16 protein-coding genes are annotated in these 20,256 nt (G+C 68.7%); 12 read left to right on the plus strand and 4 right to left on the minus strand.

The window, feature by feature from the left end; translation table 11 throughout:
* Nucleotides 1-160: 160 nt before the first annotated feature.
* Nucleotides 161-379 carry a hypothetical protein gene (locus BLQ77_RS07355; protein WP_089957363.1) on the plus strand — a complete coding sequence of 73 codons (219 nt, stop codon included), beginning with the start codon at nucleotides 161-163 and terminating at the stop codon, nucleotides 377-379.
* Nucleotides 380-425: 46 nt separating this feature from the next.
* Here the strand turns inward: BLQ77_RS07355 and BLQ77_RS07360 are convergent, their stop codons facing one another.
* Together BLQ77_RS07360 and BLQ77_RS07365 are read right to left on the minus strand one after the other, a co-directional pair.
* Entirely contained in the window at nucleotides 426-1,070 is a 645-nt protein-coding gene (locus BLQ77_RS07360; RefSeq protein WP_008883978.1) for a response regulator transcription factor, read from the minus strand.
* Nucleotides 1,067-2,488: a cache domain-containing protein gene (locus BLQ77_RS07365; protein ID WP_089957366.1), complete on the minus strand. Its 1,422-nt coding sequence runs from the start codon at nucleotides 2,486-2,488 to the stop codon at nucleotides 1,067-1,069. The genes BLQ77_RS07360 and BLQ77_RS07365 overlap by 4 nt, the downstream gene beginning before the upstream one ends.
* A gap of 232 nt (nucleotides 2,489-2,720) precedes the next feature.
* On the opposite strand from BLQ77_RS07365, the gene BLQ77_RS07370 reads away from it, so the two are divergent.
* The 4 genes from BLQ77_RS07370 (at nucleotide 2,721) to BLQ77_RS07385 (ending at nucleotide 8,461) form a co-directional block, all read left to right on the plus strand.
* Nucleotides 2,721-3,806 (plus strand): TRAP transporter substrate-binding protein, encoded by a 1,086-nt coding sequence (locus tag BLQ77_RS07370; RefSeq protein ID WP_008884533.1) that lies wholly within the window; start codon nucleotides 2,721-2,723, stop codon nucleotides 3,804-3,806.
* Nucleotides 3,807-3,933: 127 nt separating this feature from the next.
* Nucleotides 3,934-4,863: a TRAP transporter small permease subunit gene (locus BLQ77_RS07375; RefSeq protein ID WP_008884512.1), complete on the plus strand. Its 930-nt coding sequence runs from the start codon at nucleotides 3,934-3,936 to the stop codon at nucleotides 4,861-4,863.
* Between the two features lie 13 nt (nucleotides 4,864-4,876).
* Complete coding sequence (locus BLQ77_RS07380) at nucleotides 4,877-7,231, plus strand: TRAP transporter large permease (protein ID WP_089957371.1); 2,355 nt, start codon at nucleotides 4,877-4,879, stop codon at nucleotides 7,229-7,231.
* Nucleotides 7,232-7,405: 174 nt separating this feature from the next.
* Nucleotides 7,406-8,461 (plus strand): NAD(P)/FAD-dependent oxidoreductase, encoded by a 1,056-nt coding sequence (locus BLQ77_RS07385; protein ID WP_089957375.1) that lies wholly within the window; start codon nucleotides 7,406-7,408, stop codon nucleotides 8,459-8,461.
* Here the strand turns inward: BLQ77_RS07385 and BLQ77_RS07390 are convergent.
* Nucleotides 8,449-10,398 carry a LodA/GoxA family CTQ-dependent oxidase gene (locus BLQ77_RS07390; protein WP_089957379.1) on the minus strand — a complete coding sequence of 650 codons (1,950 nt, stop codon included), beginning with the start codon at nucleotides 10,396-10,398 and terminating at the stop codon, nucleotides 8,449-8,451. The genes BLQ77_RS07385 and BLQ77_RS07390 overlap by 13 nt on opposite strands.
* 323 nt (nucleotides 10,399-10,721) lie before the next feature.
* On the opposite strand from BLQ77_RS07390, the gene BLQ77_RS07395 reads away from it, so the two are divergent.
* Together BLQ77_RS07395 and BLQ77_RS07400 are read left to right on the plus strand one after the other, a co-directional pair.
* Nucleotides 10,722-11,972, plus strand: a complete 1,251-nt coding sequence (locus tag BLQ77_RS07395; RefSeq protein ID WP_089957383.1) for a hypothetical protein — start codon at nucleotides 10,722-10,724, stop codon at nucleotides 11,970-11,972.
* A gap of 19 nt (nucleotides 11,973-11,991) precedes the next feature.
* Nucleotides 11,992-12,627: a hypothetical protein gene (locus BLQ77_RS07400; RefSeq protein WP_131821995.1), complete on the plus strand. Its 636-nt coding sequence runs from the start codon at nucleotides 11,992-11,994 to the stop codon at nucleotides 12,625-12,627.
* A gap of 94 nt (nucleotides 12,628-12,721) precedes the next feature.
* Here BLQ77_RS07400 and edd read toward each other — a convergent pair whose 3' ends face one another.
* The gene (gene edd / locus BLQ77_RS07405; RefSeq protein WP_089957391.1) at nucleotides 12,722-14,527 is read right to left on the minus strand and encodes a phosphogluconate dehydratase; all 1,806 of its coding nucleotides are present in this window, start codon (nucleotides 14,525-14,527) and stop codon (nucleotides 12,722-12,724) included.
* Between the two features lie 768 nt (nucleotides 14,528-15,295).
* On the opposite strand from edd, the gene BLQ77_RS29625 reads away from it, so the two are divergent.
* The 5 genes from BLQ77_RS29625 to BLQ77_RS07425 all read left to right on the plus strand — a co-directional run bounded on the left by BLQ77_RS29625 (nucleotide 15,296) and on the right by BLQ77_RS07425 (nucleotide 20,237).
* Nucleotides 15,296-15,424, plus strand: coding sequence for a hypothetical protein (locus BLQ77_RS29625; protein ID WP_008884653.1), 129 nt, complete (start codon nucleotides 15,296-15,298; stop codon nucleotides 15,422-15,424).
* Between the two features lie 165 nt (nucleotides 15,425-15,589).
* Entirely contained in the window at nucleotides 15,590-16,786 is a 1,197-nt protein-coding gene (locus tag BLQ77_RS07410; protein WP_089957395.1) for an RSP_2647 family RNA methyltransferase, read from the plus strand.
* Complete coding sequence (locus tag BLQ77_RS07415; RefSeq protein WP_089957398.1) at nucleotides 16,783-17,331, plus strand: RSP_2648 family PIN domain-containing protein; 549 nt, start codon at nucleotides 16,783-16,785, stop codon at nucleotides 17,329-17,331. The genes BLQ77_RS07410 and BLQ77_RS07415 overlap by 4 nt, the downstream gene beginning before the upstream one ends.
* 100 nt (nucleotides 17,332-17,431) lie before the next feature.
* The gene (locus tag BLQ77_RS07420; protein WP_089957401.1) at nucleotides 17,432-19,012 is read left to right on the plus strand and encodes a pyruvate kinase; all 1,581 of its coding nucleotides are present in this window, start codon (nucleotides 17,432-17,434) and stop codon (nucleotides 19,010-19,012) included.
* A 151-nt stretch (nucleotides 19,013-19,163) separates the two neighbouring features.
* Nucleotides 19,164-20,237 (plus strand): ABC transporter ATP-binding protein, encoded by a 1,074-nt coding sequence (locus BLQ77_RS07425; protein WP_207545821.1) that lies wholly within the window; start codon nucleotides 19,164-19,166, stop codon nucleotides 20,235-20,237.
* The last annotated feature ends 19 nt before the right edge of the window (nucleotides 20,238-20,256 follow it).

Here is a 20,256-nt window from a genome sequence, read left to right on the forward strand (position 1 = left end):
TAGGACAACACTTCTCACCCATTTTGCGATTGGGACTTCAAGCCGGTTCAACCCCTGCACTCGGGTTCGTGAATTGCGTGAAACGATGGTTCCGGGCATACTGAACGCATCGGTTCAGATAGAGAAACTCCGGAACCGACCGGACTTCAGGGAGAGTGACATGGCCTTCAGACGATACTTCCGCCGCTCTGCCCGCGACTTCACGATGCTGCGGGCCGGGCTCCTTGTGGCGCTTCTGGCGCTGGCCCATCTGCTGAGCACCGTGCAGAGCGGGGACGGGGAGATTGCCGAGGATGCTCGGACCTACCCGCAGGTGATCCCCGCGATCATCCACGGCAGCCTCGAGGACGCAGGCGCACAGGCAGGCCCGCTGATCTGAGCGACGGGCCTTGATAAGGCTTGGTGACATTGCCGAGGGCGCGGCGTCAGGTGTTGACGCCGGTGCCCTGCAGCACCCCATGCTCGAGCGCGTAGCGGGTCAGCCCCGCGGTCGAGCTGATCCCCAGCTTGCGCTTGATGTTCTTGCGGTGTGTCTCGACCGTGCGTACCGAGATATCCAGCGCCTGCGCCACTTCCTTGTTCGACTTGCCCTGCGCCAGCTGCAGCAGCACCATCTGCTCGCGGTTGGTGAGTTGTTCGCGCCCGCCGGTCATCACGGGTCGCAGCGCCCCCTCGGCGCCGGTGCAGAGATAGCGCTCGCCCGCCATCACCGCGTCGATGGCACGCTTCACCTCGTCGGTCGGCACGTCCTTGAGCACGTAGCCCATGGCGCCGTGCCCGAGCGCGGTCGAGATGTATTCGGGCGTATCGTGCATCGAGAGCACGAGGATGCGGGTCTCGGGGCGGCGTTCGAGGATCATCTCGGTGGCCGAAAGCCCGCTGAGCCCCGGCATGTTCAGGTCCATCAGGATGACGTCCGGGGCCAGCGCCTCGAGTCGGTCGATCATCTCCTGCCCGTTGGACAGCGTCGCCGTCACCTCGATGTCGTCGTAGCTTTCGAGAATGGCCTCGATGCCCTCGGCCACGAGCGGGTGATCGTCGACGATGGCAACACGGGTGGGACGGGTCATGCGCGGACCTTGCGGGCTTGCTGGCTGCCCTCCTCTGGGGGCAGCAGGTGGGACAGGGGGATCTGGGCTTCGATAACCGTGCCCGAGCGCGAGGACAAGACGCGCAGCGACCCGCCGAGCTGCTCCATCCGTTCCTGCATGTTGCGCAGGCCGATGCCCGGGCGCGACCTGGGCGGGTCGGGATCGATGCCGCAGCCGTTGTCGGCGATCTTGAGCGTGGCCCCCCGGCGGTGGCCGCGCAGGTCCATCTCGACCCGGGTGGCGCCGGAGTGGCGCTCGATGTTGGTGAGCGCCTCCTGCGCGATGCGGTAGAGCGCGATGCGCCCCTCCTGGTCGATGCGGTTGCGGAACACCACGGTCTCGAACACCGTCTCGATGCCGGTGCGGGTGTGGAAATCCTCGGTCAGGGTCTTGAGCGCCGGCCCGAGGCCCAGGTCATCGAGCGTGCCGGGACGCAGGTCGCGGCTGATGCGGCGCACCTCCTGGATGGCGCCCGAGAGGTTCTCCTGCCCGCGTTCCAGCGCCTGCTCGGCGCGGGCGTCGCCGGAGGCGAGGCGGCGACGGGCGATGTCGAGCGCGTATTTCACCCCGACGAGGATCTGGCTGATGCCGTCATGCAACTCGCGCGCGACGCGGCCGCGCTCTTCCTCCTGCGCGTCGAAGACGCGCTGGGTCAGCTCCTTGAGCTTGGCATCCGCCAGCCGCCGCTCGCGCAGGTTCATCATCAGACCCGAGAAGAACACCATCAGGAGCGCGGTGAGCGTGATGCCCCCGATGTAGACGAAGGTGCTGCGCACCCGGCTCTCGACGCCTGCGCGGGCCAGCGCCACCTCCTCGAGGATGTCGTCGATCCAGACCCCGGTGCCCACCGCCCATTGCCAGTCCTGGAACCCCAGCACGAAGGTGATCATCCGAGCCTCCTCGCCGGTCGAGGGCTTGGGCCAGAGGTAGGAATGATAGCCCGACCCCGCCCGCGCGATGTCGATCAGCGCGTCGGTGATCGGCGTGCCCTCGCTGTCGGCGAGGCCGGCCCAGTTGCGCCCGATCATCGCGGTGCGGCGGGGGGAGACGAGGTTGTTGCCGTCGTAGTCGTAGACGAAGAACGACCCGTCCTCGCCGTAGATCATCGCCGCGAGGATCTGTGCCACCTGCACCTTGGCGGCCTCGTCGTCGGGGGCGGCGCTGCCGTAGATGAAGTAGAAGCCGTTGCGTGCCTGGGTGACGTAGTTGCGCAGCTCCTGCTTCTTGGCCTCGATCAGCTGGGTCTCGAGCGCCCGGATCTCGCGGTCGGCGGTGGCGCGGGACTGCGAGGCGACGACGAAGGCGATGGCCGCCGCCGACAGGATCAGCGGCGCCGAGGTGAGCAGAAAGAGCTTCTGTCCGTAGCTGATGCGAAAGCGTTCGAGAATCGCGGCCATGCTCCTCGATAGTCGGTGATTCGGCCCTGATGAAACCACGAAATGCGCCGCTGCCCCAACGGCATCACGCCCGAAACCCGCCGCGTTTCGGGCGTTTTTGGGGCGAAATTGCGGCCCATGTCCGTAGCACTGGGTATTTCCGCACGGAGAATCACAATCTAGTGTGGCTGCACTTCACGATCCGCGCGTGCCGGAGGAGAGGCGCGCGCAATAATACCATGGGAGGATATTCATGGATCGTCGTTCCTTTCTGAGGGCCACCACTGCCGGTGGCGCTGCTGCTGCCGCGTCTGCGCTTGCCGCTCCGGCCTACGCGCAGGGCAAGCGCACCCTCACGCTCGTGACAACCTGGGGCCGCGGTCTCGCCGGTGTGCACGACAGCGCCCAGTACTGCGCTGACCAGATCACGGCCGCCACCGACGGTGAGCTGACCGTCGAACTCAAGGCGGCGGGCGAACTCGTCGGTGCCTTCGAGGTCTTCGACGCGGTCTCCGCCGGCCAGGCCGACATGTACCACGGCGTCGACTACTACTTCCTCGGCCAGCACCCGGCGCTGTCGTTCTTCAGTCAGGTGCCGTTCGGCATGAACTTCATGGAATACGCCAACTGGTACTACCACGACGGCGGCCTGGAGCTCTGCGACGAGCTCTACTCGATCTTCGGCCTCAAGGCCTTCCCCGCCGGCAACACCGGCCCGCAGTCGGGCGGCTGGTTCTCCAAAGAGATCAACTCGCCCGAGGATTTCCAGGGCCTCAAGTTCCGGATGCCAGGCCAGGGCGGCCAGGTTCTGGGCAAGCTCGGCGCCTCGGTGCAGAACCTGCCGGGCGCGGAAGTGTACCAGGCGCTGTCCTCGGGGGCGATCGACGGCACCGAGTGGATCGGTCCGTGGGCGGACGAGAAGGCCGGCTTCCAGGAGATCACCAAGATCTACTACACCGCAGGCTTCCACGAGCCGGGTCCGAACCTGAACCTGACCATGAACCTCGAGGTCTTCGAAGGCCTGACCCCGGCTCAGCAGAAGATCGTCGAGCAGGTCGCCCGCGCGTCGAACCTGTGGTCGATGTCGCTGTTCATGGCCAACAACTCGGCCGCACTGCAGCGCCTGCAGTCCGGCGGCGTGAAGCTGATGGAATTCCCCGACAGCGTCTGGGACGCCTTCGGCGCCGCAGCCAAGGAAGTCGTGGAAGAGCCCATGGGCGACGAACTCTACGCCCGCTGCTACGAAAGCTACAACGACTCGCTGCGTTCCTCGGCAAAGTGGATCAGCCGCTCGGAAGGCGCCTTCTCCGCACAGCGCAACCGCGTCATGGGTCTCTGATCCGGCGGTCGATGCGTGCAACGCCCCCGCGAGCAGCGGGGGCGAACTGCGTTCAGGAAACAACATCTTGCCGGCGACGTCCCGCCATGGGTCCGGCCGGTCAATCTCTCAAACGGGGGCTTGAGCCATGGAAGAGGCAGCCACGGGCGGAGCGTTCAGCGCAATCCTGAACGGCTTGGCTTGGTTCTTCGGCAATATTGCCATGTCCTTCTACAATCTCGGCTACGCGCTGACCCATCCGGCCAGCTGGCTGGACTGGTCGAACAGCGAGTCGGTGATGCGCTTCGTCTACTACGGCGCGTCGGTCGAACTGTTCTTCGTCATCCTCACCACCTTCATCGTGCTCACGGCCATCGGCATGTGGCGGCACAGCGTGATGTGGGGGATGGTCCGCGGGCTCGAGGCCTTTCACAACACCGTCGGACGGGTCGCCGCCTGGGCGGGCCTCATCATGGTGCTGCAGCAGGTCATCATCATCTTCGTGCAGCGCATCTTCGCGCGGCCCGACATCTCGTTCGGATTCGGCGTGCCGGTGACCTTCGACGTCAGCTGGTGGTCGGAAGAGCTCAAGCTCTACAACGCGATGATCGTCGCGCTCTGCCTTGCCTACACCTTCGTGCAGGGCGGGCACGTGCGGGTCGACCTTCTTTACGCACCGGCCAAGTACCGCACGAAGAAGGTCATCGACATGTTCGGCAGCCTCGTCTTCATGATGCCGATGGCGGGGCTGATGTGGCTCTATTCGTGGTACTTCCTCTGGCGCCACCTGATCGTGCCCAAGCCCTCGGCCTCGGAAGGGCTCGAGCGGCTGGTGATGAAGGCCCGCGCGCTGCGCTGGAACGTCGAGACCATCGGCTTCAGCCCCAACGGCTTCTCGGCGTACTTCCTCTTCAAGATCCTCATCGTCGTGATGTGCGGCTTTATCTTCCTGCAGGGGGTCGTGTTCTTCTGGCGCTCGTACCTCGAGTGGAAGGAAGGCCCCGAGAGCGAGGGCAAGTATCACGATCACGACAACCTCGGGCCGGGCGAAGAAGCCTACGACCACGCCGAATTCTGAGAGGACCCACCACATGCTATTCGGACTAGATGGCGTAGAGATCGGCCTGATCATCGTCTTTCTCACGCTCTTCTCCGCCATTCTCTCGGGCTTCCCGGTGGCCTTCGCCATCGGCGGCGCGGGGGTGATCTCCTTCGCTATCATCGCGGCGCTCGACAGCGCGGGCCTGCTGATCCACCAGGCCATCGACACCGGGTCCGACGCCTACCGGGCGCTGGTCGCCACCGGCATCCGCGAGGACACGATCTCGATCTTCCGCTACCCGGACCTGCCACGCTACGCGATGCCGGTCTTCGACCGCGGCTGGGAAGTGGCGCTCGACCGCAACGTGTCGTTCATCGTGAACCGCGTGAACGAGCGCGTCATCGCCGGCGCCAGCATCGAGACGCTGCTCGCGGTGCTGATGTTCGTGATGATGGGCATCGTGCTCGAGCGTTCCAAGATCGCCGACGACCTGCTCAAGACCATGGCACGGGTGTTCGGGCCCCTTCCGGGCGGTCTCGCGGTGTCGATCGTGGTCGTGGGCGCGTTCCTCGCGGCCTCCACCGGCATCGTCGGTGCGACCGTGGTGACCATGGGCCTGCTGGCGCTGCCCACCATGCTGCGCAACAACTACTCGCCCGAGCTGGCGACGGGCGTCATCGCGGCCTCGGGCACGCTGGGACAGATCATCCCGCCGTCCATCGTCATAGTGCTTCTGGGCACGCTGGCGGGCGATCTCTACTCGACCGCGCAGGAAGCCCGCGCGCAGTCGCTGGGCTGCACCGACGCGCTGACCTACCTGGGCGAGCCCGCGGTGGTCTCGGTCGGCACGCTGTTCCAGGCGGCGCTGCTGCCCGGCATCCTGCTGGCGATGCTCTACGGCGCCTATGCCTTCGGCTTCGCCATGCTCAACCCGCACAAGGCACCGCCGGTGCGCAGCGAGGGCAGCATGGGCGAGCCGGTGACCAGGGGCGAGGCCTTCACCTGGTACCTCGGCGTGCCGCTGCTGCTGATCGTGGCGACCATCGGCTTCGGCCAGCTCAACATGGTGGGCTCGCAGTCGACCGTGGTCTCGAGCTTCTCGGAAGGCGGCCAGACCGCCAGCCTGCGCACCAATGTCGGCGCCGACTGCAAGGCCGCGATGATCGAGCTGCACGGCCAGTCCGCATGGGATGTCGCCGTGGCCCAGCAGGCCGAGATCGACGCCGCGGGCGGGGTCGAGGCCGGTCATCGCCTCTCCGAGGACGAGATCAACGCCGCTGTCGCCAGCAAGATCGCCAACGCCGCGCCGATCGGCACCGGCATCGCGATCATCACGGTGATGCTCGGCATCACGCTGTCCTGGGGCAGGGCGGTCTCGCCCGCGTCCGAGCCGCGGCCGCTCCTGATCGGAGCCGCGGGGCTGGCGCTGGGTCTGGTGGTGGACATCCTCTTCATCGGGCCGCTCACCACCCCGGGCCTGACCGTGGTGCTGATGGCGGTGCCATGGGTGCTGGCGCTCTACGGCGCGACGCACGCGGCGAAGCGCCTTGCCGGGAACGAGCTCATCCGGGTGGTCTTCCCGCCGCTGGTGCTGATCGTCGCGGTGCTGGGCTCGATCCTCGGCGGCATCACCAACCCGACGCCCGCCGCGGCGCTGGGGGCGGCCGGTGCCATCATGCTCGCGGCCTACCGCAAGCTGCGCGAGACCGACCGTTCGCCGCGGATCATCCTGTGGTCGACCTTCGCGGTGGTCATCATGATCCTCGTGGGCGTGAACTTCGACCTCCGGGTGAACTCGGGCAGCGCCGGGGTCGAGAGCTGGATTGCCTTCCTCGTGGCGCAGGCGGCCTATCTCTACGCGCTCTTCGGCATGTTCTTCGCCTGCTGGGTGCTGCTCAAGGCGGGGGTGCTCGGACCGGCGGTGCGGGAAACGGCGAAGGTGACGTCGATGGTGTTCACCATCCTCGTGGCCTCGCAGCTGCTGAACCTCGTGGTGATCTCCTTCGGGGGCGAGCACTACATCCAGCAGTTCCTCCAGAGCTTCGACAACGAGCACAAGGTCTTCCTCGTGGTCATGCTGGTGCTCTTCATCCTCGGCTTCGTGCTGGACTTTCTCGAGATCATCTACATCGTCGTGCCGATCGTCGGTCCGGTGATCTACGGGGGCTCCTTCGATCCGAAGTGGGTGACCATCATGATCGCGGTGAACCTGCAGACCTCGTTCCTGACGCCCCCCTTCGGCTTCGCGCTGTTCTACCTGCGCGGCGTGGCACCGGCCTCGGTGACCACCGGGCACATCTACCGGGGCGTGATCCCCTTCGTGCTGATCCAGGTCGCGGGCCTTGCGCTGCTGTGGTTCGCACCGGGCATCGTGACCATCGTGCCGGACCTGATCCCCAAGTAAGCTCTGGGGAGCGGCAAGAGACGGGAGCGGGCCCTCGGGTCCGCTCCTTTCGTTTCGGGGGGGCCGGTGGCCGGTGCCTCTGCCGCGTTTGCCGGGCGGCGTCGGGGCGCGTACACCTGACGAACCGGCCGGGAGCCGGTCTCGGAGGAAAGTGCTTTGGGGCAGGGGCGCAATATGACCGGCGGCAGGTTTGAGACCATCGTGATCGGCGACGGCATCGCCGGCTGGGCCGCCGCCGCCGTGCTGGCGCGGCGCGGGCAGGCGGTGGCGTTGCTGGGCCGTGCGCAGGGGCTGCCCCCGGTGGGGGAGTACCTGCCGCCCGAGGGTGTGGCGGCACTGGCGGCGCTGGGGCTTGATGGGGTGCTGCGCAGTGCCGGGCACCGGCCATCGCGCGGAACCGTCTCGATCTGGGGAAGCGACGCGCCCCTGCGGCGCGACGTGCTGATGCAGCCGGGAGGCCGGGCGTTCTGCGTAGACCGGCGCGCGCTCGAGGCGGATCTCAGGCGCATGGCGGGGGAGGCGGGCGCGGTGGCGCAGACCCTCTCCGTGCCGCCGGTGGTCACGGGAGGTGCCGGCGCCTGGCAGCTCGACCTGCGCGGCGCCGGGCGCGCGCCGCTGACCGCCCGCTTCCTGATCGACGCCACGGGGCGCGCGGCATGGCTGGCGCGGGCGTTGCAGGCCCGGGTGACGCGGTGCGACGATCTCACCGCGCTGGCGTTGTTCTGGTCCGGGGCGCCCACCGAGGACGCCGCGCTGCGCTCCAAGAGCCTGCCGGACGGCTGGTGCTACGCCGCGCCGCTGTCGGGGGAGCGGCTGGTCACTGTTTTCCTGACCCCTGCCGCCGTGCTGCCCAGAGGCGCCGCCGCGCGCAGGGCGCTGGCGTTGGAGCGCATCTCCGAGAGCCGCCTCGCGGGCGGGCTCTGCGCAGGGGCCCGGCCCGAGGGCTTCCGCGCCATGGCGGCGGGGAGCCAGGTCACCGAGCCGAGTTGCGGCCCCGGCTGGGCGGCCATCGGCGACGCGGCCATGGCGTTTGATCCGCTGGCCTCGGCGGGCATGACCAAGGCGCTGCTCGACATCCGCGAGACCGTGGGCGACCGGGCGCTTGCGCCCGACGCACTAGCCGAGCGCCGCCGCGACCGCTTTGCCGCCTACCTTGCCGAACTCAGCGACGTCTACGCCGCCGAGCAGCGCTTTGGCGGACCGTTCTGGACGCCGCGTCAGTCGTCGTAGGTGCCGGCCAGCGTATGGCCCATGCGGGCCATGCGGAAGAACTCGCGCTGCGCGTGGCTCTGCCAGCCGGCCTCCTGCGCGGCGCGATCCTCGGGCGTGTCGGGTGCCTCGCGCGCGAGGCCCGCCATCGCCGCGACGCCCCGCAGCTTCAGACCGGCGGTCGCGGCCCCGAGGACCTCGACATACAGCTCGGAGGGCACGCCCGGCAGGTCGTCGGGGCCCGGACGGCGCTCGACCACGCCCATTTCGCCGAAATGCGACACCATCGAGGTCATCTCGTCGGGCCCGTATTTCTGCAGCGGGACGTACCAGTTGCGCCGCTCGGCAAAGGCCTGCTGGCGGGTCGCTTCGTCGAGTGTGCCGTCCATGACCCGCGCGTAATTTTCGGCGGTCAGAACGTGGTTCGGCACCCGCACCGGCCAGAAGGTCGGCAGGTTCGGATCGTAGCCGCGGTTGTAGCCTGACCGGCAACTCGCAGTATCCGCCTGCCACGGCAGCGCCATCCAGCGCGTCAGCCCGCCCGGCACCTGCGCGTTCAGCGGCCCGTCGGGCCCGAGGGCGCGGGCGCTGGTGAGCATGGCGCCGTAATCGGGCTCGGGGTCGTTGGCGGGACGGGCGCGGATCCGAAACGGCTTCTCCCAGATCGAGATATGGCGCAGGGGCCACGTCACCTCGATACCCGGGTGGAACGCGTCGGCGAGGCAGAAGTGCAGCGCCGCGCGGTCGAGCATCGAGGGCTGGTCGGCCAGCGCCACCGCGTCGATGCTGTCGGGCCCGGGCGCGACCTGTCCCCAATCCTCGATGAAGTCGCCGGCCACCCATTTCTGCATCCGCGCCGCCGCCGCGGGCCAGAGCGGCAGGCCGTTGGCCGGCAGCGACGGCGGGAAGGTGCCGAAGGCGTCGCCGTAGAGCCATGGCCAGCTGCGAAGCGCCACGCCGTCGCCCGAGACCGGGCGGAAGGCGTTGAAGATGTCGCGCCGCAAGCCGCGGTAGACATCCGCCGCGCCGTGCTTCCGGGCCAGCCGGTCGATCAGCGCGGGATCGTGGAAATCCATTGGGCCGCCTGCGCCGAAATAGGCTGCAAAGCCCTGGTTCACCCATTGATGCGCGGTCATGCGCTCGAGCAACGGGTAGATGTCGCGGGTGAACGAAACCTCGGCGGCGGGCGGCGTCCAGCCGGCCTCTTCCCAGAGCTCGGTCAGCAGGTCCAGCATGGTACGCCAGCCGATCAGGTCGCGGGCGTAGTTCGGCGGCGCGATCACCACCCAGGCGCCCTCGCAGGGCACGGTGTTGCCGTCGATGCGGACGCTCGCGGTCACCGGCCCGTCGCAGGCCTCGTCGTACCAGCCGGTGGCGTTGCCGAAGGCATCCGTTTCGGAGGGGACATAGACCGGCAGCCCGGTCGGAGAGCCCGAGACGCCGAGCCCGCTCAGCACCCGCAGCCGCCCCGTGGCTTCGGTGTGCAGCTCGCCGATCATCGCGTCGGCGGACTGGCCCTGGTAGGTGAAGGTGCCGTGCAGCTCCTGCTCGGCACCCGTGCCGGTGACCGAGTGCGGCCCCGGGTCGATGGTCAGGTCGGAGCGCTGGTCCACCGGGTAGTCCGGGTTGCGCCGCTCGAGCGAGAAATCCGCCGCCGCGGGCAGGTCCATGGCGGCGCGCAGCTTGTACCAGCTGGCCTTGCGGGCGGCGAGATGCGCGGTCCAGGTGATTTCGGCGTTGGCGGGGGTCAGTTCGGCCACCACGTTGCCTTCGCCGTCATAGCCGTAGATGCGGAACTCCGCCGCCTCGCGCTTCAGCAGGCCATCTGCATGAGAGCTGCCGGGCGCCGCGGGGGTGGGCGACATCACCTGAGGCCCGACGTAATACTCCCGTGCATTGCCCATGCGGGCGATCCCGAGGCCGGGGTGGATGGCGGCGCGTACGATGGGTCCGGGCATGTCAGGCTCCTCCTTCTGACGGGGTCATGGATGGTGATGGCGGCGGGCGTGGCCTCTGGTGGGGTGTGCGCCGCAGGGGGTATCCTGTGTCCGGCAGGCGGCCCGGGTGCAGGGTCGGACAAGGGTCGGACAGGGCGCCGGGACAGGGGGGATATGGTCTCCGCAGACATTCACTCCCCCTCTGTCGGCGTGGCCTGACGACGTGCGATACCTGACTTTGCGCAATTATTGGTTGAATGGAGTCCGGTATTCAGACACCATGGTGTTATCGGTGCCGTAGCGTCAAGAATTTCATTGCGCATTTGATCTGGGGGATTTCGGCTATGGATGACCATTCCGACGACCGCGGCGGGATGCGCCGTGATGCCGCCACCGACAGCCCGCCGACCCGCTATGACCGCGCGTCCGTCCGACGACCGCGCGCCGCGCAATTTTCCGGTGCCGCGACTGGTGTCGGGGTGCTGGGTATCGAGATCTGCCAGTCGGTTCAGGCGCTTGACAACTCCGTGCCGCTGGTGGCCCTGAAACCGACCATGGTGCGGGTCTATCTCGACGAGACCACCGTCGCGGCGAGCCTGCGACTGCGCGGCGAGCTCTGTCTCAGGCAGTCCGCCACCGGTCCCGCGACCTATCTCGCCGGGATCAACGAGCTGAAACTCGATCCCGCTGACGCCCTGGCGCTCGACGACAAGCGCGAGAACCTGAAGGCCTCGCTGAACTTCCAGCTGCCCGAGACCGCGCTTCAGGCCGGCCCGCTGATCGTCGAGCTCAACCGGCTCATCCAGATCGGCGGGGCGGACCAGCCCTTTACCGGCGCGGCCCCGGTCGCGGTCGAGCTGACCGCGGGGCCTCCGATCCGGGTGCGCTGCATCGGCCTGCGCTACGCAGATCCGCAGACCGGTGGCGTGCACGTGCCCGACGCCATCCACTTCGACTATTTCCGGTCCTACCTGTCTCGGGCCTACCCGGTGCCGGCGGTGGAGTGGTCGCAGATCGTGGTCGACGCGAATTTCGCCCCGCCGTTTCAGGGCGCGACGGCGGTGCTCGCCAACGCGCAGATCGCGGCGATCCGGAACTCCGAGATCAACTCGGGCACCGATCCCCGAACCCATTACTACGGGCTCGTCGACGACGCGAACGGCCAGCACTTCATGCGGGGGCGCGCTTCGGGCATTCCCGCAGGGCCGCAGCCGGACACGGTGGCCTCGGGGCCCTGTGGCATTCCGGCGGGCTTCGCAGGCGATCAGGACCAGTCCTATGCCGACTGGTACGGCGCACACGAGCTTGGTCATACTTACGGGCGCTTTCATCCCGGTTTTCCGCCCGGGGCGCAGGATGCCTCGGACGCGACTTTCCCATATGCCAACGGGCAGCTGTCGAACGCCGACCGGAAATACGTGGGCTACGACGTCGGCGATCCGCAGCTCGGGTTAGAGCCCAAGGTGATGAACGGCACCACCCATCACGACGTCATGACCTACGCGGACAGGCAATGGGTTTCGGCGTATACCTTCGAGGCCATTCGTCAGCGCCTTGCGGACGAGGACGCGCAGTTCGCGCCTCCGGTCGCGTAGGGCAGTGGAGATCCGTCACATGAACACCACCGCAGACACACGATTTGCCCATGTCGTGGCGACCGTCGATCCGACCGAACACAGCGGTCAGATCCTTTACGTCAACCCGTCGAACATCCAGTCGAACCTGAGCCCGCTCGGGGGGCTCGATCGGGGCGACATCGCCCTCGTTCTGAGGAGTTCGGATGGAGCCGAAATCAGACGGATCATCCCCGAGGTGCGCTACGATGCCTGCAGCAGCCCCGAGGATCCGCACACCGGCCTGATCCAGCAGGACGTCGAGCTGCCCGAGGGGCTGTCCTCGCTCGAACTGGTGCAGGGCGAAGAGGTCCTGGACGTCTTCGAGGCGACGCCGCCCGAGGAGGCGCCCGCGCTGGCCGATGGCATGACGCTCGAGGCGCCGCTCGCCGGCGCCAGGCACAGGCGCAGCGGCTTCAGCGGGCTGGTGGAGGCGCAGGCCGGGGTGACATACCTGATCGAGGCGCGCCCGGATAATCAGGGCCCCTGGAGCACGCTCTTCATCGGTCGCAAGACGCCGGATTTCGAGATCGACAAGAACCAGTTTCCCGGCGCCAGAAAGCTGAGCGTTCGCGTGGTCCAGAACGCGGGCGTCACCCGCCGCGTGATCGACGAACGCGAGATCGAGCTGGAGTGATAGCCGGCGGCCAGCGCCTGGCCTGAGAGCGGGTGCGCAAACGAAACAGGCGCGCCCCGGGGCACGCCTGTTCGGGGTGTCCCGAAATAGTCCGTCAGACCACCACGGCCGCGCCGTTCGAGGCAAGGCCGACGTTCTGGCGGAAGGCCTCGAAGAGCTCGCGGCCGACGCCGTGGCCGTTGTCGGCAAGGTCCGCGCTCACCGGCGTGCGGCTGTCGAAATCGGGCGCGAGACAGGTGAGCGTGCCGTTGGTGGCGTCGACGCGCACCATGTCGCCGTCGCGAAGCTTGGCGAGCGGGCCGCCGTTCGCGGCCTCGGGGCAGACGTGGATCGCCGCGGGGACCTTGCCGCTGGCGCCGGACATGCGGCCATCGGTGACCAGCGCCACCTTCAGGCCGCGGTCCTGCAGAACCGCCAGTGTGGGCGTCAGCGAGTGCAGCTCGGGCATGCCATTGGCGCTCGGGCCCTGGAAGCGTACGACGACGACCGTGTCCTCGGTAAACTCGCCCGCCTTGAAGGCGTTCTTGACCGCCGCCTGGTCCTGGAAAACCCTGGCCTTTGCTTCGATGACATGGCGCGAGGGATCGACCGCAGAGACCTTCATGATGCCGTGGCCAAGGTTGCCGATGAGCTGCTTCAGCCCACCGGTCTTCTGGAACGGATCCGAGGCAGGGCGCAGGATCTTGTCGTTCTGGCTGACCCGCGCGGCCTCCTCGTAGCTCACCGCTCCGTCGCGAAGCTTGGGCTCGCGGGTGTAGAGCGACAACCCGTCCCCGGCGACGGTGGTGACGTCCTCGTGCAGGAGGCCTGCGTCGAGCAGTTCGCCGATCATGTATTGCAGCCCGCCCGCCGCGTGGAAGTGGTTCACGTCGGCGAGGCCGTTGGGATAGACCTTGGCCATCTGCGGCACGACCGAGGAGATCGCGTCGAAATCCTCGAGCGTGAGCTCGATCCCGGCAGCGCGTGCCATGGCGGGCAGGTGCAGCACGAGGTTGGTCGAGCCGCCCGTTGCCATCAGCCCGACGATGCCGTTCACGAAGGCCTTGGCGTCGAGGATGTCGCAGACCGGGCGGTAGTCGTTGCCGAGCTTGGTGATCTCGAGCGCGCGGGTGGTGCCGGCCTCGGTCAGCGCGTCGCGCAGGGGCGTGTTGGGATTCACGAAGCTCGCGCCAGGCAGGTGCAGGCCCATGAGCTCCATCAGCATCTGGTTGGTGTTGGCGGTGCCGTAGAAGGTGCAGGTGCCCGGCCCGTGGTACGAGGCCATCTCGGCCTCCATCAGCTTGTCGCGTCCGATCTCGCCGGTGGCGAACTGCTGGCGCACCTTGGATTTCTCGTCGTTGGGAAGACCCGAAGTCATCGGTCCTGCAGGCAGGAAGATGCCGGGAATGTAGCCGAAGGTGGCGGCGGCGATGATCAGCCCCGGCACGATCTTGTCGCAGACGCCGAGATAAACCGCCGCGTCGAAGGTGTTGTGCGAGAGCGAGACCCCGGCGGCCAGCGCGATCACGTCGCGCGAGAAGAGCGAAAGCTCCATTCCCACCTGGCCTTGGGTGACGCCGTCGCACATCGCCGGGACGCCGCCCGCCACCTGCGCGGTGCCGCCTGCGGCGCGCGCGGCGCTGCGGATGATCTCGGGGAAACGCTCGAAGGGCTGATGGGCCGAGAGCATGTCGTTGTAGGCGGACACGATGCCGAGGTTCGGTACCCGCCCCTCGGCCAGCGCCTGCTGGTCGACGCCCATCGCCGCGTAGGCGTGGGCCTGGTTGCCGCAGGTCAGGTGGCCCCGGCGGGGGCCCTCCTCGGCGGCGCGACGCATGCGGTCGAGATAGGTGGTGCGGCGGGCCTCGGAGCGGGCCTCAATGGTCTCGGTGACCTTGGCGATGGTGGCGTCGAGCGGCATGGCTGGCTCCCTTGTCCCTGGCCGTCCCGCGAGGGGTGCGGGCGATCGCTATGCGAACCACATAGAATTGTTGGCGCTAACAGTAAAGCCGTTTGGGGCGGGTTTCACCGAGATCGCCCCGGCCGGGCGTATCATCGCCGGAAAGAAACACCCGTTGCGCCCTGTTTCTGACCAATTCCGCGGGCATTTCGGGATGTACCGAAACCTTGCCCGACAGAGGTGGGACGGACCGAAAGACAGAGCAGGGGTTACCGAAATGAGCGCAGCAGCACAGATTTCGAGGGTGGCATCCCTCGTCGCGGCGACCGGGAACGTGGGCCGTGGACGCGCAGCGTTCGGGGCACAGCCGGAGAGCCGGGGCCGGGCTCAAGCAGCATTTCGGACAGACCCGAAATCCCGGTGCCCCACCGCGACCGGCCGACCTGCCCGATGGCGGTCAAGGCGGTCCGGCGGGCAAGGGCACGGGCGCTGAGCCCCGCCACCAGACCCACGAACCACACATAAAGCCCGGAGTAGTCTGAGGGATGTGCCCTGCCGTGAGTGAAGCCGGAGAGGACCCGGGACGGCAGGGCAGATGACCTATCCAAAGGGATAGGGATGCCCCACCTGCGCGCATTTCGGGTGTCCCGAGGCGCGGTACGCCTTCGTCGTTAACGCGGGCATAAGGGAGAGGCCAGCAGCGATGCCGGACCGAAGAGACCGGCATGAGCAAAGACCGGCATGAGCAAAGAAGCGAAATGCCGAAAGGCACCAGAAGGAGGAATGGACATGTATATCGGAGCTCTCGTCGTCATCATCGCTGCAGGCTGTGTTTTCGAACTTCTCGAGGGAGCAGCAGAACGTCGCCGCTACCAGCGCAACGCGCAGCTGGTGGACTTCCCCGGCCTCAACGACTGACCCCGGATCGCGACCTGCGCCGCGGGCGCCATCCGGCGCGACAGGCGGCAGGGCTTGGCGACGCCCGGGCGCGTCGCCAAGCCCCCTGCATCTCCCTCCAAAACCAGCTCAACCGACCCCGGGCCGTGTCTTCCCTCGGACACGAAGCCGGAGTATAGGGGCGGCATGAGTGCCGCCCCTCTTCCTGTCGTCAGACTGACGCCCAAAGCCAACCTGCGTGCCATCCGCCGTGGGTTCCCGTGGATCTATGCCAACGAGCTGGTGCTCGACCGCCGTACCAAGGCGCTCGCACCGGGCACGGTGGCGCTGCTCGAGGATACCGAGCGCAAGCCGGTCGGCCTCGTCGGGGTTACGCCCGCGTCGAAGATCGCCGCGCGCATGCTCGACCGCGACGATCAGGCCGAGATCGGCCGCGACTGGCTCGCCACCCGGCTGCGCCGCGCGCTGGAGCTGCGCGAGCGGATCTACGACGCGCCCTTCTACCGCCTCGTGCACGCCGAGGCCGATGGCATGCCCGGCGTCATCATCGACCGCTTCGGCGACACCTGCGTGGTGCAGCCCAACGCCGCATGGGCCGAGCTGCTGCTGCCCGACCTGACGCAGGCGCTGGCGGACGTGACAGGCGTCACCAACATTCTCAAGAACGCGGGCTCGCGCGGGCGGTCTCTCGAGGGGCTCGACGACGCCGACGCGGTGCTGCTGGGCAGCGCCCCCGACGCTCCGGTGCCGGTCGAGATGAACGGCGCCACCTACATGGCCGACCTCACCGGAGGCCAGAAGACCGGGCTCTTCTACGACCAGCGTCCGAACCAGGAGTTCGCCGCGCGGCTCGCGCGCGGGCAGTCGGTGCTCGACGTGTTCAGCCACGTGGGCGGCTTCGCGCTTGCCGCGCTCGCAGGCGGCGCCACCTCGGCGCTGGCGGTCGACGGCTCGGCGCCCGCGCTGGCGCTGGCCGAGGAGGGCGCCCGCCGCATGGGTGCCGCCGACCGCTTCGCCATCCGCCAGGGCGACGCCTTCTCGACGCTCGACGCGCTCGGGCAGGAGAACGCCCGCTTCGGCGTGGTGATCTGCGACCCGCCCGCCTTCGCGCCGTCCAAGCCCGCGCTCGACGCCGGCCTGCGCGCCTACGAGAAGGTGGCGCGGCTCTCGGCGCCGCTGGTGGCCGAGGGCGGCTACCTCGTGCTTTGCTCCTGCTCGCACGCCGCCGATCTCTCGAGCTTCACCGGCGCCTGCCTGCGCGGCATCGGCCGGGCCGGCCGTCGCGCGCAGCTGCTGCGCACCGGTTTCGCCGGGCCGGACCATCCGCTGATGCCGCAACTGGCCGAGTCGGGCTATCTCAAGGCGCTGGCGTTCCGGCTGTGAAGGTCCTGCTCGACACCTGCGTGCTCTATCCCACGGTGATGCGGGAGGTGCTGCTGGGGGTCGCGGCGCAGGGTGTCTACGAGCCGCTCTGGTCCGAGCGGATCCTCGAGGAATGGGCGCTCGCCGCCCGCAAGCTCGGCCCCATGGGCGAGGTGCAGGCCCGGGGAGAGATCGCGCAGGTGCGCGCTGCCTGGCCCAAGGCCGAGATCCGCTTCCCGCCGTCGCTCGAGTCGCGGCTCTGGCTGCCCGATCCCGCCGACCTGCACGTGCTGGCGGCGGCGATCGCGGGCTACGCCGACGTCATCGTCACCGAAAACGCCAAGGATTTCCCGCGCGGCATCCTCGCCGAGGAGGGGCTGTCGCGGGTCGATGCCGACGGTTTCCTGCGCGGGCTCTTCGAGGCCCAGCCGGGCCGCGTGCGCGACGCCTGCGAGGCGGTGCTGGCCGAGGCGCGCCGGCTCTCGGGCGAGGACTGGACCATGCGCGGGCTGCTCAAGAAGGCGCGGCTGCCGCGTCTTGGCAAGGCCCTCGAAGCCGCCGGGTGACATCCCGCCGCACCCCGGGGCGCCGGGGGCGTTCTGTCTCATTCCTGTCATGCACCGCTTCTATGCTGCGGCCGTGCCATGGCTTGCGGGACATTCTGACATGCAGGACCTTCTCCGACCGGGGATCGCGGCGGCGGGGCTCGCCGCGGAACTCTGCGAGCGGCTCGAGACGTTGCGCGACACGGTGACCTGGGAAGCGGCGTCGACGCTCGCGGGCTGGGAGCCGGCGCTCGGCGGCGGCGCGGCCTTCCGGGCGCGCGCCGAGAACCTCGCCGTCTACCTCGCCTTCCGCAAGCAGGACCTGACTGCCGAGCAGGCGGCTCTCTCGGCGCTTGGCCTGTCGTCTCTGGGCCGCTCCGAGGCGCATGTGATGGCCACGCTCGACGCGGTGATCGCCACGTTGCAGGCGCTGGCGGGTGAGGCGCCACTGGCCGGGCGCCAGCCCGTGGCAGAGGCCGCGCTGGCGCGCCATGTCCAGCACGAGCGCGACCGCATCTTCGGCGCCGATCCCTCGGGCCCCGAAACCCGCATCATGGTGACGCTGCCCTCGGAGGCGGCCGAGGATCGCGCCCTCGTGCGCGGGCTGATCGAGGCGGGCGCCACTTGCGTGCGCATCAACTGCGCCCACGACACCCCCGCCGCCTGGCGCCGCATGGCGGGCCACGCCCGCGACGCCGCCGCGGCGACCGGGCGGGATCTGCGCATCCTGATGGACCTTGCCGGGCCAAAGGTGCGCACCCTGCAGGTGCATATGCCCAAGGCCTTCCTCGAGCGGGAAAAGCGCAAGCGGGTCAAGCGGATGCGCGAGGCAGGGCGCGACCCGCTGTCGATGGGGCCACTGCTGCTGCCCGGCGACCGTTTCCGGCTGGTGCGTCAGCTGTCGGGAGCCAAGGACCTGCCCGAGGCGACACTGAGCCACCCCGAGCTGCTGGCCCGCACCGTGACCGGCGGGCGGCTCTGGTTCGACGACGGCAAGCTTTCGGCGGTGGTGGTCGAACGCGACGACGACCACGCGCTGCTGCAGGTCGAGACGGCGCGCGACGGCGGTACCCGGCTGCCGCCCGAGAAGGGCGTCAACATGCCCGGCGTCGACATGGAGATCCCGGCGCTGGCCGAGGCCGACCTCGCGGCGCTCGACACGGTGGTGACGCTGGCCGACGCGGTGGGGTTCTCGTTCGTGCAGACGCCCGACGACATCCGCGCCCTGCACGCCGCGCTCGACGCCCGGCTGCCCGAGGGCGCGCCACGGCCGGCGGTTGTGCTCAAGATCGAGACCGAGCGCGCCATCCGCAACCTGCCGCGGCTCATCGTCATGGCGGGCGGCGCCGGGCCGGTGGCAGTGATGATCGCGCGCGGTGACCTCGCGGTCGAGATCGGGCTCGCCCGGCTGGCCGAGATCCAGGAAGAGATCCTGTGGATCTGCGAGGCCGCGGGCGTGCCGGTGGTCTGGGCCACTCAGGTGCTCGAGGGGCTGGCCAAGCAGGGCAATCCCAGCCGCGCCGAGGCCACCGACGCCGCGATGGGCCAGCGCGCCGAATGCGTGATGCTCAACAAGGGCCCGCACGCCGCCGAAGCGGTGGCTTTCCTCGCCCGCATCCTGCGCCGCATGGACCGGCACCAATCCAAGAAATCCCCGCGGCTCGGTCCGCTTCGTGCCTGGCACGGGCCGCAGGATCTCTGACCGCCGCGAGGACACCTGCCGTGTCCGGGCTGCGCGCAATCGCCGCGATTTGACGCCGCGGGCCGGGGGCGGTCTTGCAGCGAAAACGGGGGGCTGCTACTCACTTTCCGTTATCCCGATCTGTTTGGTCGGGAACTGAGAAGGTGGGCCCGTGCAGACACCCCGGCTGGAAATCCGCAATATCGTGCGCCGTTTCGACGGCCGCCGCGTCGTCGATGACGTGTCCTTGACCATTCAGCCCGGCGACGTCACCTGCCTGCTGGGCCCTTCGGGGTGCGGCAAGTCCACGACGCTGCGGATGATCGCGGGCGTCGACATGCAGGACGAGGGCGAGATCTACGTCGACGGCAAGCTGATCTGCGACACCGTCTTCCGGGTGCCGCCCGAGCGCCGCCAGATCGGCCTCATGTTCCAGGATTTCGCGCTGTTCCCGCACCTCTCGGTGGGCGACAACGTCGCCTTCGGCCTGCGCGACGGCAAGGCCGAGAAGCGCCGCCGCGCCGGCGAGCTGCTCGAGCGGGTGGGGCTGTCGCGCTTCATCGACGACTTTCCGCACCAGCTCTCGGGAGGCGAGCAGCAGCGCGTGGCGCTGGCCCGGGCGCTGGCGCCGCGGCCCCGGATCATGCTCATGGACGAACCGTTCTCGGGGCTGGACAACCGTCTGCGCGACGGCATCCGCGACGAGACGCTGGCGCTGCTCAAGGAAGAGGGGACCTCGGTCCTGCTGGTGACCCACGAGCCCGAGGAGGCCATGCGCATGGCCGACGAGATTGCGCTTATGCGCGGCGGCCAGATCGTGCAGCGCGGCGCGCCCTACAACATCTACAACCGCCCCGTGGACAAGGCGGCGGTGGCCTTCTTCAGCGACGTCAACGTGCTGCGCGGCACGGTCAAGGGCGCGCTCACCGAGACGCCCTTCGGGCAGTTCCTCGCGCCGGGCATTCCGGACGGCTCCGAGGTCGACATCGTCTTCCGGCCGCAGCACATCGGGCTCGATTTCGACCGCAACGGCCGTGGCCCGAACGCCACCGAACTCGCGGGCACGCCCGCGCGCGGCGTGGTGCAGCGGGCGCGGTTCATGGGGTCGGAAAGCCTCGTGGAGTACCGCATGGACTTCAACGGCGAGGTGCTGAAGGCGACGGTGCCGAACGTGTTCCTGCCCAAGCCCGGCACGCCGATGTGGCTGACCGTGCGGCGCGACCGCTGCTTCGTCTTCCCCGCCTGAAGCGCAGGTTCGGGCTCAG

The organism is Salipiger thiooxidans, assembly GCF_900102075.1.
GTDB classification, from domain to species: Bacteria; Pseudomonadota; Alphaproteobacteria; order Rhodobacterales; family Rhodobacteraceae; genus Salipiger; species Salipiger thiooxidans.

Bases quoted from the DNA above. Each gene is read 5' to 3' on its own strand.
- BLQ77_RS07355 (WP_089957363.1), top strand. From the start codon at position 161: ATGGCCTTCAGACGATACTTCCGCCGCTCTGCCCGCGACTTCACGATG.
- BLQ77_RS07360 (WP_008883978.1), bottom strand. From the start codon at position 1,070: ATGACCCGTCCCACCCGTGTTGCCATCGTCGACGATCACCCGCTCGTG.
- BLQ77_RS07365 (WP_089957366.1), bottom strand. From the start codon at position 2,488: ATGGCCGCGATTCTCGAACGCTTTCGCATCAGCTACGGACAGAAGCTC.
- BLQ77_RS07370 (WP_008884533.1), top strand. From the start codon at position 2,721: ATGGATCGTCGTTCCTTTCTGAGGGCCACCACTGCCGGTGGCGCTGCT.
- BLQ77_RS07375 (WP_008884512.1), top strand. From the start codon at position 3,934: ATGGAAGAGGCAGCCACGGGCGGAGCGTTCAGCGCAATCCTGAACGGC.
- BLQ77_RS07380 (WP_089957371.1), top strand. From the start codon at position 4,877: ATGCTATTCGGACTAGATGGCGTAGAGATCGGCCTGATCATCGTCTTT.
- BLQ77_RS07385 (WP_089957375.1), top strand. From the start codon at position 7,406: ATGACCGGCGGCAGGTTTGAGACCATCGTGATCGGCGACGGCATCGCC.
- BLQ77_RS07390 (WP_089957379.1), bottom strand. From the start codon at position 10,398: ATGCCCGGACCCATCGTACGCGCCGCCATCCACCCCGGCCTCGGGATC.
- BLQ77_RS07395 (WP_089957383.1), top strand. From the start codon at position 10,722: ATGGATGACCATTCCGACGACCGCGGCGGGATGCGCCGTGATGCCGCC.
- BLQ77_RS07400 (WP_131821995.1), top strand. From the start codon at position 11,992: ATGAACACCACCGCAGACACACGATTTGCCCATGTCGTGGCGACCGTC.
- edd (WP_089957391.1), bottom strand. From the start codon at position 14,527: ATGCCGCTCGACGCCACCATCGCCAAGGTCACCGAGACCATTGAGGCC.
- BLQ77_RS29625 (WP_008884653.1), top strand. From the start codon at position 15,296: ATGTATATCGGAGCTCTCGTCGTCATCATCGCTGCAGGCTGTGTTTTC.
- BLQ77_RS07410 (WP_089957395.1), top strand. From the start codon at position 15,590: ATGAGTGCCGCCCCTCTTCCTGTCGTCAGACTGACGCCCAAAGCCAAC.
- BLQ77_RS07420 (WP_089957401.1), top strand. From the start codon at position 17,432: ATGCAGGACCTTCTCCGACCGGGGATCGCGGCGGCGGGGCTCGCCGCG.